Source organism: Streptomyces sp. NBC_00080 (assembly GCF_045041255.1).
Lineage (GTDB): Bacteria > Actinomycetota > Actinomycetes > Streptomycetales > Streptomycetaceae > Streptomyces > Streptomyces coriariae.
In genome coordinates, this window is record NZ_CP108235.1 from 7,270,647 (window position 1) to 7,281,911 (window position 11,265).

The following is an 11,265-nucleotide window of genomic DNA, read 5'->3' on the forward strand; positions in this document are numbered from 1 at the left end:
CCATGGCCGACAGCGACGTACGACTCCAACCGAAGAAGAAGGGCCTGACCCGGCGGCAGAAGCGCAGCCTCTCGCGCGGCGCGCAGTACGTCGTCTTCGTCGCCGCCGTGATCGTCTTCGCGGTCACGGCGGACTGGGGCCGGCTGAAGAACCAGTTCGCCCAGTGGGACATCGCGAAGGAGATGTTCCCGGACGTCATCACGCTGGCGTTGAAGAACACCGTGCTGTACACGGTGTCCGGCTTCGTCCTCGGCCTGGTGCTCGGGCTGGTCATCGCCCTGATGCGGCTGTCCTCCGTGGGCCCGTACCGCTGGCTGGCCGGTGTCTACATCGAGATCTTCCGCGGTCTGCCCGCCCTGCTGATCTTCGTCTTCATCGGCGTGGCCGTGCCGCTGGCCTTCCCCGGCACGGAGATCGTCGGCGGCACCTACGGCAAGGCGGCCCTGGGGCTCGGCCTGATCGGGGCCGCGTACATGGCGGAGACGTTCCGCGCGGGCATCCAGGCCGTGCCCAAGGGGCAGCTGGAGGCGGCCCGGTCGCTGGGCTTCTCGCCCGCGCGCGCGATGATCTCGGTCATCATCCCGCAGGCGTTCCGGATCATCCTCCCGCCGCTCACCAACGAGCTGATCATGCTCTTCAAGGACTCCTCCCTGGTGCTGCTCCTCGGGGTGACGCTGGAGGAGCGCGAACTGTCCAAGTACGGCCGTGACCTGGCCAGCACGACCGCCAACTCCACGCCGATCCTGGTCGCCGGCCTGTGCTACCTGCTGGTGACCATCCCGCTCGGCTTCGTCGTGCGGCGCATGGAGGCCAAGGCCCAGGAGGCCGTGAAATGACCCGCCCGGAGATCGAAGTCCGCGACCTGCACAAGTCGTTCGGCACCAACGAGGTGCTGCGCGGCATCGACCTGGAGATCGGCCGGGGCGAGGTCGTCTGTGTGATCGGCCCGTCCGGTTCCGGCAAGTCGACGCTGCTGCGCTGTGTCAACCTGCTGGAGGAGCCCACCAAGGGCCAGGTCTTCGTGGGCGGCACCGAACTCACCGACCCCGACGTCGACATCGACGCCGTCCGCCGCCGTATCGGGATGGTCTTCCAGCAGTTCAACCTCTTCCCGCACCTGTCGGTGACCGAGAACCTCACGCTGCCGCAGCGCCGGGTGCTCCGGCGCGGCAAGGCGGCTGCGGCGAAGGTGGCCGCCGAGAACCTGGAGCGGGTGGGTCTGTCGGAGAAGGCGGACGCCTACCCCGCCTCCCTCTCCGGCGGCCAGCAGCAGCGCGTCGCTATCGCCCGCGCGCTGGCCATGGGGCCCGAGGTGATGCTGTTCGACGAGCCGACGTCGGCGCTCGACCCGGAGCTGGTCGGCGACGTCCTCGCGGTCATGCGGATGCTGGCCGACGAGGGCATGACGATGATGGTCGTCACCCACGAGATGACCTTCGCCCGCGAGGTCGCCGACCGGGTCGTCTTCATGGACGGCGGGGTGATCGTGGAGGACGGCACCCCGGCCGAGGTCATCGGGAACCCCACCCACGAGCGCACCCGTCACTTCCTCTCCCGCCTGCTCGACCCGGCGATGGCCGAGGTCGAGGAGGAGATCTCCGACCGGCTGGGCAAGGGCGACTAGTCGGTCACTAGGGTGCGGGGCATGAGCGATCACTCGGTGCTGCACGTGAAGGGCCGGGTCCTTGCCGGGCCCGACGAAGTCCGCGACGGGTTGTGGGTCGTCGAAGGGCGGATCTCCTACGACCGTCCCGTCGGCGCCCGCGACGTGCGGACGGTCGAGGGCTGGGCGCTGCCCGGCCTGGTCGACGCCCACTGCCATGTGGGTCTGGGCGCGCACGGCCCCGTCGACACGGACGTCGCCGAGAAGCAGGCGCTGACCGACCGCGAGGCGGGCGCCCTGCTGATCCGCGACGCCGGCTCGCCCTCGGACACCCGCTGGGTCGACGACCGCGAGGACCTCCCGAAGATCATCCGGGCGGGTCGGCACATCGCCCGCACCCGCCGCTACATCCGCGGCTACGCGCACGAGATCGAGCCCGAGGACCTGGTCGCGTACGTCGCGCGGGAAGCCCGGCGCGGCGACGGCTGGGTCAAGCTGGTCGGCGACTGGATCGACCGCGAGGTGGGCGACCTGGCCCCCAGCTGGCCGCGGGAGGCGGCCGGAGCGGCCATCGCGGAGGCCCACCGGCTGGGCGCGCGCGTGACGGCGCACTGCTTCGCCGAGAACTCGCTGCGCGACCTCGTGGAGTCGGGCATCGACTGTGTCGAGCACGCGACGGGCCTGACCGACGAGCTGATCCCGCTGTTCGCGTCCCGGGGCGTGGCGATCGTGCCGACCCTCGTCAACATCGCCACCTTCCCGGACCTCGCGGCCGGCGGCGAGTCCAAGTTCCCGCGCTGGTCGGCCCATATGCGCCGGCTCCACGAACGCCGTTACGACACCGTCCGCTCCGCCTACGACGCCGGCATCCCGGTCTTCGTCGGCACGGACGCCGGCGGCACGCTGCCGCACGGTCTGGTGGCCGCGGAGGTCGCGGAACTGGTGACGGCGGGCATCCCGCCGCTGGCGGCGCTCTCGGCGACGACCTGGGGCGCGCGCGAGTGGCTCGGGCGCCCCGGTCTGGTCGAGGGCGCTCCGGCGGACCTGGTGGTCTACGAGAGCGACCCGCGCGACGACGTTCGGGTGCTCGCGGCACCGCGCCGGGTGGTACTCAACGGCACGGTGGTGAGCTGAGGGCGCCGTGCCGCGGACGGTTGTGGGGAACGTGCGTGCCGATGGATTCGAAGACATGCACGGAAAACTCACGTTGGAGTGAACTCGCGTCACCCTGCTGACCGTTCACCCCTCGTACGTAATTCTTGCGGGGTCCCGAAGCATTTCTCTTCTGGGGGTCCCACCCTTGAACGGCAACAACTTCCCGCTGCCCGCATGCGCCCGGCGCGCCGCCACCGTCGTCGCGGTCACGGCCCTGGCCGCAGGTCCCGCGGCCCTGGCCGGCGCGGGCACCGCCCACGCGACGTCCGGCCAGGGCCGGGCGAGCGCGTCCGTCCTGCGCACCGGCCTCGACGTGGCCCTGCTCAACAAGACCGTCGACATCCCGCTCGCCGTCTCCCTCAACGAGGTGCAGGCTCCGCACAGCGCCGAAAAGACCGCACTGTCCGCCGAGTTGAACGGCGTCGACGGCGGAAAGCCCTTCAGCGTCCTGCGCGCGGACGTCGCCGAGGCGAAGGCGACCGTCGACGGCACCAGGGCCGAGGCCTCCACCCGCCTCGCCCACGCCAAGCTGCACGTCCCCGGCCTCCCCCTGCTCTCCCTCATCGAGGTCGGCACGGTCACCTCCAGGGCGACCTGTGAGGCGGGCAGGACGCCGGTCGCCGTCTCCAACCTGCTCGGCTCGGTGACGGTCCTGGGCAAGAAGGTGTCGGTCAGCACCGGCGGCACGACGGACGTGAAGGTACCGGGCGTGGGCGAGGTCCGCCTGGACCTGTCGAAGCGCGAGACCACCTCGCGCACGGCCGCCGCCACCGCCATCGAACTCACCGTCTCCGTCAACCCGTTGAGCCTCAACGTCGCCGAGGTGACAGGCAGCCTGACCCTTGCGAAGGCCACCTGCGAAGCCCCCGCGGGGCAGCAGCGGGAGCAGGACGAGGAACAGGGCGAGGGCGAGGCGCAGGGCGAGGGCGAGGCGCAGGGCGAGGGCGAGGCGCGGGATCAGGGCGAGGCGCAGGACCAGGGACAGGAGCAGGCCGCCGGGCCGAGCGCCGCCCCGGCCGGCGACGTCAAGGCCCAGGGTGCGCCCGCCCAGGCGGACCTGGCACAGACCGGCGGCAGTTCGACCACCCCGTACATCGCGGGCGGCGCGGTGGCGCTGCTGGCGGCGGGCGGGGGAGCGGTGGTACTGGCCCGCCGCCGCGGCTGACCGGACGGAGCACGAAGCGCGGGGGTACGGATCCGGGACGTCCCGCCCGGGTCCGTACCCCCGCGCGTCATCCCCGGGTCAGGGCCAACGCCTGGTCCAGCGCCTGGAGGAAACGGTTCACCGTCGCCCGGTTGCGTACCGCCAGCCGCAGCCACTCCTCGTCCAGCCCCGGAAAGGTGTCCCCGCGCCGGACCGCGAACCCCAGGGTGCGCAGCCGCCGGCGGACGGCGTCGGCCCCGGGCAGCCGCACCAGGACGAACGGGCCCTCCGCAGGTCCCACGACCCGCACCCCCTCGACGGCGAACTCCTCCAGACCGGCCACGAGATGGGCCCGGTCCGCGGCGACGCGGTGGGCGGCGTGGGCGGCCTCCGCCAGTGCCTGCGCCCCCATGCACGCCTCGGCCGCCACCAGCGCCGGCGTGGACACCGGCCACAGCGGCTGGGCCCGCTCCAGGGCGGCGACGGTCTCCGGCGCGGCGAGCAGGTAGCCGATCCGCAGCCCGGCCAGCCCCCAGGTCTTGGTCAGGCTGCGCAGCACCACCAGGCCGGGCACGTCCGTGTGTCCGGCGAGGGCCTCCCGCTCGCCCGGCACCGCGTCCATGAACGCCTCGTCGACCACCAGCGTCCGTCCGGGCCGGGCCAGCCGCCGGATCGTCTCCGCCGGATGCAGCACCGACGTGGGGTTCGTCGGATTGCCGATGACCACCAGGTCCGCCGTCTCCGGGACGGCCGCCGGATCCAGCCGGAAGCCGTCCTCGGCACGCAGCACCACCCGGTCCACGCTGTGCCCCGCGTCCCGCAGCGCCGCCTCAGGCTCCGTGAACTGCGGGTGCACGACGACGGGCCGCCGCACCTTCAGGGCCCGTGCCAGCAGCACGAACGCCTCCGCCGCGCCCGCCGTCAGCAGCACCCGCTCGACGGGCAGCCCGTGCCGCGCCGCGACCGCCGCCCGCGCGGCCCGCCCGTCCGGGTAGGCCGCCAGGCCGCCCAGGGACGCGGCGACCCGCTCCCGCAGCCAGCGCGGAGGGGTGTCCGCGCGGACGTTCACCGCGAGGTCGACGAGCGCCGAGCCGTCGTCGCGCACCTCGGCGTCCCCGTGGTGGCGCAGGTCGTGGCCGCCGGAGTGACCCGCGGCGGGTCCCTCGGCGGGTCCCTCAGTGCGCATGGGAGTGCGCGTGGCCGTGATGGTGGTGGCCCTCGTCGTCCGGGTGGAAGTGCGGCTGCTGCGGCGTCCCCACCTTGTCCTCGAAGCCCGGCAGCGCGATCCGGTACACGCACGAGTCGCAGTTCATCCGCAGATCGCCCTTGACGGCCTCCTCGTACCGCTCCATCACCAGGTCGAGCAGCTCCGGCTCGGGACCGATGACGTCCGCCGACCGCACCTCGACCTCCGGATGGGCGGCCGCCCAGCCCTCGGTCTGGTGCCGGACCCGCTCGGGGAGTATCCCGGTGAACAGGAAGTAGGGGAGCACGACGATCCGCTTCGCCCCCAGCCGCACGCACCGGTCGAGCCCGCTCGGCACGTCCGGCGCGGCCAGCGACACGAACGCGGTCTCCACACCCGCGTACCCGCGTCCCTCCCACAGCAGCCGCGCCGCCTTGTACACCTCGGCGTTGGCGTCCGGATCCGTCGAACCGCGCCCGACCAGCAGCACGGTCACGTCGGCCAGGTCCTCGGGGGTGCGCCCCCCGGTGCCCAGCGCCTCGTCCAGCCGCCGCTCCAGCACCTGCAGCAGCGCCGGGTGCGGGCCCAGCGGACGCCCGTACGTGTAGGAGATCCCCGGGTGCCGCTCCTTCTCGCGGGACAGCGCCGCGGGGATGTCGCCCTTGGCGTGCCCGGCGGAGACCAGCATCAGCGGAACGGCGGCGAACCGCCGTACGCCACGCTCCACCAGCTCCCTCACCGCCTCGCCCAGCGGCGGCGGGGACAGTTCGATGAAACCGCCCGCGACGGGCAGTTCGGGACGGCGGCGGCCCAACTCCCGGACGAAGTCACGGAACGCCTCGGCTCCGGCCTCGTCCCGGGTGCCATGGCCGGCGATGAGCAGGGCGGGCGGCGGGGTGATCACTGTTTCTCCTCGGAGGGCGAAGCGGGGGACGAAAGGGGGGTGTACAGCAGGGCGTTGAGCGCGGCGGCGGCGACCGCCGACCCGCCCTTCTCGGACACGTTGCTCACGGCGGGCAGTCCGCTCTCGCGGAGCGCGGCCTTGGACTCGGCCGCCCCGACGAAGCCGACGGGCAGGCCGATGACCAGCGCGGGGGAGGCGTCCAGCGTCAGCAGCTCCTCCAGGGCGGTCGGCGCGCAGCCGATCACCCAGAGGGCGCCGGGCCCGACCTCCTCGTACGCCAGCCGGATCGCGTGGGCGGACCGGGTCAGCCCGGGGCCGGACGTGGCGTCCCTGAGACGGCAGACGGTCTCCCGCCGGGTGATCCCCGCGGCCACCATCTCCACGTCGACGACGACCGGCGCCCCGGCGTGCAGCGCGGCGTGCGCCGTCGCCAACTCACCCTCGTCCAGCACGAGATCGTGCGCGTACTCCAGATCGGCGGCGGAGTGGACGACCCGCTCCACCACCGCCCGGCTCAGCGGCGCGAAGTGCGAGGTGTCCAGACGGGCACGCAGCCGCCGGAAGGACTCCTGCTCGATCGGATGGACCACACGGTTCACAGGGCACCCTCCAGGGAGCCGTCCCGGGAGCCTTCCGGGGAGTTCTCCTGCCAGCGGTAGCCGCGCGGCGTCACCATGCGCCCCGCGATGTTCCGGGTCGCCGTGTTGCCCACGGTCACGACCGTCATCATGTCGACCCAGGCCGGGTCGAGTTCCGAGAGCGTCGTCAGCCGCGCGGTGCCGTCCGGGCGCGAGGCGTTGCGCACGACACCCACCGGTGTCGTCGGCTCCCGGTGCTCGGCGAGGATCGAGAGCGCCTTGGGGAGCTGCCAGTCGCGGCCCCGGGAACGGGGGTTGTAGAAGGTGACGACGATGTCCGCCTCGGCCGCCGCCCGCACCCGCCGCTCGATGACCTCCCACGGCGTGTGCAGATCGGACAGGCTGATCGACACATGGTCGTGGCCCAGTGGAGCGCCGAGGATCGCACCGGCCGCGAGCGCGGCGGTCACCCCCGGCACCCCGACCACGTCGATGTCGTCGGACGCCTCGGCGAGCGCGGGGGAGGCCATCGCGTACACGCCCGCGTCCCCGCTGCCGATCAGCGCCACGCGCTGCCCGCGCCGGGCCTCCTCGACGGCCGTCCGGGCCCGCTCCTCCTCGGCGCCGAGCCCCGACTCCAGGATCCGGGTGCCGGGCCGCAGCAGGTCGCGGATCTGGTCGACGTACTGGTCGAGGCCGACGAGCACCGAGGCGCGCCGCAACTCCGCCTTCGCCCGCGGTGTGAGCAGGTCGCGGGCGCCCGGCCCGAGCCCGACGACCGCGAGCCGCCCGCGCCCGGGGCGCCGTACGACGGCACAGGTGGCCATCGCGGGCCGCCCGTCCGCGCGCTCCGACTTCCTTTTGGGAACGAGGAGTTCGCCCCCGCCGATCAGGGCGGCCGCCTCCGCCACGGACGGCGTGCCGACGGCGGCGAGCGGCGCGTCGGACGGGTTCGGCACCTCGACGCCCGCCAGCTCCTCGGCGGAGTACGTCACCACGGGCACGCCGAGCCGCCGGGCGGCCCCGACGATGCCCGGCTCGTCCGCCTTGGCGTCGACGGTGGCGAGCTCGGCGAGACTCCGGACGGACAGCCCCGCCTCCCGCAGCACGCCCTCGACCAGGTCGACCACCTCGTCGACCGGGGCGCCCCTGGACGCGCCGACACCGACGACGAGGGACGGCGGACGCAGCAGCACCTCCCCGGATCCGGGCTCGACCGCACGGTCCGTCAGCCGCACGGTGTACGAACCCCGCTCCGCGAACGGCACCGGCGGCAGCGGCCACGCCACCTCGGCGGCCAGCGCGACCGGCTCGCCGTCCAGCAGGGCCCGCGTCACGCCGGCCACATCGCCCTCCACGGGAAGGCCCAGCGTGTCGAGACCGGGGATGCCGACGGCGTCCGTGGCCGTGGTCACCACCGGCTGCGCACCCAGCAACTCGCCGACGGACAGCGCGAGTTCATTGGCGCCGCCGGCATGTCCGCCGACCACCGGGACGGCGAACCGCCCGGCCTCGTCGACGCACACCACACCCGGGTCGGACGTCTTGTCGGACAGCAGGGGCGCGACCAGGCGGACGACCGCCCCCGTCGCCAGGAAGCACACGAGCTGCTCGCACTCGGCGAACGCCCGCCGGACGGCGTCCCCGACCGGGCCGTCGTACACGCGCGTGCGGTCCGGCCAGGCCGCGGCCAGCCGGTCGCGCGCCGCCGCCCCCGCCGCGGTGGCGGAAATGAGGCCGATCACAGGGCTACTCCTTCTCGATGAACAGGGTGCGCGCCGACGGCGTCCTTGACACCCCACAGCAGGAAAACGGGATTGGTCGCGGCCAGCCGGGTCACGTCACCCGGCAGCGGCGCGAGCCGTGAGGAGTGCAGCAGCACACCGTCGCAGTCGAACCCGGCGTCGCCGAGCGCGGCGCGCACCGCCGGGACCCGGTCCAGCGCGGCCATCGCGACGACCACGGTCCGCCGGGCCCGCCGCGCGCACCTGCCGACGATGCCGGGCAGCTCGCGCCCGCCACCGCCGACGAACACGGCGTCGGGATCGTCGAGTCCGGCCAGCGCGTCGGGCGCGCTGCCGTGCACCACGTGCACGTCGACGCCGTGCGCCTCGGCGTTGGCGCGGATCCGTGCGACCCCGTCCGCCGCCTTCTCGACGGCGCTGACGGCGGCGCCGAGCCGCGCGCACTCCACGGCCACGGACCCCGACCCGGAGCCCACGTCCCAGACCAGGTCGCCGGAGCGCGGCCCGAGCCGGGCCAGAGCCAGCGCCCGCACCTCGAACTTGGTGATCATCGAGTCGCGGTGGGCGAAGTCGCCCTCGTCCAGCGCCCACCCGGCGGGCCCGACCCCGGGCCCGGCCAGCGTCCGTACCGGACCGAGCGTCCGCGTCTCGTCCAGGCACAGGACGACACTCACCGCCGTACCCCAGTCACGTCCGGCGGCCTCGCCGGGGGAGACGCGCTCCACGCGCTCGCCCGCCGGGTCGCCCAGCGCGCCGGCCACGACGAGCACCCGCCCGGGCGCGCTGCGCGCGAGCGCGGCTCCCAACTCGGCGGGCCCGGCGCCCGGCCCGGTCAGGACGGCGACCTTCGGGTGGGCCCGGCAGACGTTGACGGCCGTCCGCGGATCGCGCCCGTGCGCGCTCACGACGACGGCGTCGTCCCAGGTCAGTCCGAGCCGCGCGAAGGCGGTGGCCACGGAGGACACACCGGGCCGGACGTCCAGCCGGTGCGCCCCGAACCGTTCGGCCAGCGCCCGCACGATCCCGAAGAAGCCGGGGTCGCCGGAGGCCAGCACGACCACGCGCCGTTCCTTCGCGACGTACTCCTCCATGGCGTCGAGGGCCGGCGCGAGCGGACCGAGCACGATCCGCTCGACGGACGCGGGCAGCCCCGCGGCGTCCAGATGGCGCCGCCCGCCCACGACGAGCTCGGCGCCGGCCAGGAGCTCCCCGCCGGGCGCCGTGCCCGTGCCCGTGCCCGTGCCGACGACGGTGATCGGCCGGCCGGTGATCGGTCGGTTCACGTACCGGCACCCCGTGTCCGCAGCGCCCGGCGGGCCTCCGGGTCGGCCTTGCGATAGCCGTGGAAGTGACCGGGGTGGTACAGGTGCGAGCGGGTGCCGTGCGCGTCGAGGGCCGGTCCGACCAGGAAGAGGGTGTGCTTCCAGAGCTTGTGCTCCTTGACCGTCTCCTCCAGCGTCTCGATCGTGCACTTCACCACCAGCTCCTCCGGCCAGGTCGCCTGGTAGGCGATGACCACCGGGGTGGCGGTCGGGTAGCCGCCCTCCAGCAGCTCCCGCACCAGCTGACCGCTGCGCGCGGCCGACAGGAAGATCGCCATGGTCGTGCCGTGCTTCGCGAACTCCCGCACCTCCTCGCCGGGCGGCATCGGCGTCTTGCCGCCGCCGAGCCGGGTGAGGACGACCGACTGCGCGACCTCGGGGATCGTCAGCTCGCGCCGGGCGAGCGCGGCGACGGCCGAGAAGGAGGACACCCCGGGCACGATCTCGGTCTCGACGCCGATCTCCTCGCACCGGTCGAGCTGCTCCTGCGTACCGCCCCAGAGGGCGGGGTCGCCGGAGTGGATGCGGGCGACCTTCAGCCCCTCCCGGCGGGCCCGCTCGTACACGGCGACGACGTCCTCCAGGGACATGGTCGCCGAGTCGAGGATCTCCGCGCCCTCGCGCGCGTGCTCGAGGACCTCCGCCTGGACCAGGCTCGCGGCCCAGATCACGACGTCGGCGTCGGCGATGGCACGCGCGGCGCGGAACGTCAGGAGGTCGGCGGCGCCGGGGCCGGCACCGACGAAGGTCACCTTGCCGGTGGGGGCATCGGCCATGGGTTCGGGTCCTCTCATCGCGGGCGTTGTGTGTGCGTTACCGCTGATTTGCGGGGTTGGCGGGCGGCGCGGATGTGCGCGATCGGGGGTTGATCGGATAGCAAGGGCCTATGGCGGTCTTCGTCGCGCTCGGCGCGTTCCTCATGACGCTGGCCGGCGGCTGGACGGCACAGCGCGTGACCGACCGCCGCCACCTGGTGCTGGGCCTGGCCGGCGGCCTGATGCTGGGCGTCGTCGGCCTGGATCTGCTGCCGGAGGCACTGGAGGCGGCCGGCACCGAGGTCTTCGGCGTCCCGGCCGCGCTGCTGCTCTTCGTGGCGGGCTTCCTGCTGGCCCATCTGGTCGAACGTCTGCTGGCGGTACGGCAGGCCGCGCACGGCGCCGAGGAGCACGACGGCCGGGCCCCCGAGGTCGGCCTGACGGCGGCCGCGGCGATGGTCGGCCACAGCGCCATGGACGGCGTGGCGATCGGCGCGGCCTTCCAGGTGGGCGGCGGCATGGGCATCGCCGTCGCCCTCGCGGTCATCGCCCACGACTTCGCGGACGGCTTCAACACCTACACGATCACGAGCCTGTACGGGAACGACCGCCGCAAGGCCCTGGCCATGTTGTTCGCGGACGCGGCCGCACCGGTCGTCGGCGCGGCCTCGACGTCCTTCGTCGCCATCCCCGAGCAGCTGCTCGGCGCCTATCTGGGCTTCTTCGGCGGCGCGCTGCTGTACCTGGCGGCCGCCGAGATCCTCCCCGAGGCGCACCACGAACACCCCGCCCGCTCGACCGTGCTGTGCACGATCGCGGGCGCGGCCTTCATCTGGCTGGTGGTGGGCCTGGCCTCGTGACCCGGCGGCGGAC

The 11,265-nt window shown here is 73.9% G+C and carries 11 protein-coding genes; 5 read left to right on the forward strand and 6 right to left on the reverse strand.

Annotated elements, in window-relative coordinates; translation table 11 throughout:
* Positions 1-2: 2 nt before the first annotated feature.
* The 4 genes from OHU34_RS32405 (at position 3) to OHU34_RS32420 (ending at position 3,923) form a co-directional block, all read left to right on the forward strand.
* Positions 3-836 carry an amino acid ABC transporter permease gene (locus OHU34_RS32405; protein ID WP_142269680.1) on the forward strand — a complete coding sequence of 278 codons (834 nt, stop codon included), beginning with the start codon at positions 3-5 and terminating at the stop codon, positions 834-836.
* A complete protein-coding gene (locus OHU34_RS32410) occupies positions 833-1,624 on the forward strand; it encodes an amino acid ABC transporter ATP-binding protein (protein WP_405769675.1) in 792 nt (263 codons plus the stop codon). Before OHU34_RS32405 ends, OHU34_RS32410 begins: the two co-directional genes overlap by 4 nt.
* Before the next feature lie 21 nt (positions 1,625-1,645).
* A complete protein-coding gene (locus OHU34_RS32415; RefSeq protein ID WP_405769678.1) occupies positions 1,646-2,737 on the forward strand; it encodes an amidohydrolase family protein in 1,092 nt (363 codons plus the stop codon).
* Between the two features lie 166 nt (positions 2,738-2,903).
* Complete coding sequence (locus tag OHU34_RS32420; protein ID WP_405769681.1) at positions 2,904-3,923, forward strand: SCO1860 family LAETG-anchored protein; 1,020 nt, start codon at positions 2,904-2,906, stop codon at positions 3,921-3,923.
* Between the two features lie 67 nt (positions 3,924-3,990).
* Here the strand turns inward: OHU34_RS32420 and cobC are convergent, their stop codons facing one another.
* From cobC to cobM, 6 genes are read right to left on the reverse strand one after another with little or no spacing between them, the layout of a single operon-like run.
* On the reverse strand, positions 3,991-5,088 hold the full coding sequence (cobC, locus tag OHU34_RS32425) for an Rv2231c family pyridoxal phosphate-dependent protein CobC (protein WP_142269676.1): 1,098 nt from the start codon (positions 5,086-5,088) through the stop codon (positions 3,991-3,993).
* Positions 5,078-5,992: a sirohydrochlorin chelatase gene (locus tag OHU34_RS32430; protein ID WP_142269675.1), complete on the reverse strand. Its 915-nt coding sequence runs from the start codon at positions 5,990-5,992 to the stop codon at positions 5,078-5,080. Before OHU34_RS32430 ends, cobC begins: the two co-directional genes overlap by 11 nt.
* Complete coding sequence (locus OHU34_RS32435) at positions 5,989-6,591, reverse strand: precorrin-8X methylmutase (RefSeq protein WP_142269674.1); 603 nt, start codon at positions 6,589-6,591, stop codon at positions 5,989-5,991. The genes OHU34_RS32430 and OHU34_RS32435 overlap by 4 nt, the downstream gene beginning before the upstream one ends.
* The gene (cobJ, locus tag OHU34_RS32440) at positions 6,588-8,315 is read right to left on the reverse strand and encodes a precorrin-3B C(17)-methyltransferase (RefSeq protein ID WP_142269673.1); all 1,728 of its coding nucleotides are present in this window, start codon (positions 8,313-8,315) and stop codon (positions 6,588-6,590) included. The genes OHU34_RS32435 and cobJ overlap by 4 nt, the downstream gene beginning before the upstream one ends.
* Entirely contained in the window at positions 8,312-9,598 is a 1,287-nt protein-coding gene (gene cbiE, locus OHU34_RS32445; RefSeq protein WP_405769684.1) for a precorrin-6y C5,15-methyltransferase (decarboxylating) subunit CbiE, read from the reverse strand. Before cbiE ends, cobJ begins: the two co-directional genes overlap by 4 nt.
* Positions 9,595-10,413: a precorrin-4 C(11)-methyltransferase gene (gene cobM, locus OHU34_RS32450; RefSeq protein WP_142269671.1), complete on the reverse strand. Its 819-nt coding sequence runs from the start codon at positions 10,411-10,413 to the stop codon at positions 9,595-9,597. Before cobM ends, cbiE begins: the two co-directional genes overlap by 4 nt.
* A 110-nt stretch (positions 10,414-10,523) precedes the next feature.
* Here cobM and OHU34_RS32455 point away from each other — a divergent pair, with 110 nt between their 5' ends.
* Entirely contained in the window at positions 10,524-11,252 is a 729-nt protein-coding gene (locus tag OHU34_RS32455) for a ZIP family metal transporter (RefSeq protein WP_142269670.1), read from the forward strand.
* The last annotated feature ends 13 nt before the right edge of the window (positions 11,253-11,265 follow it).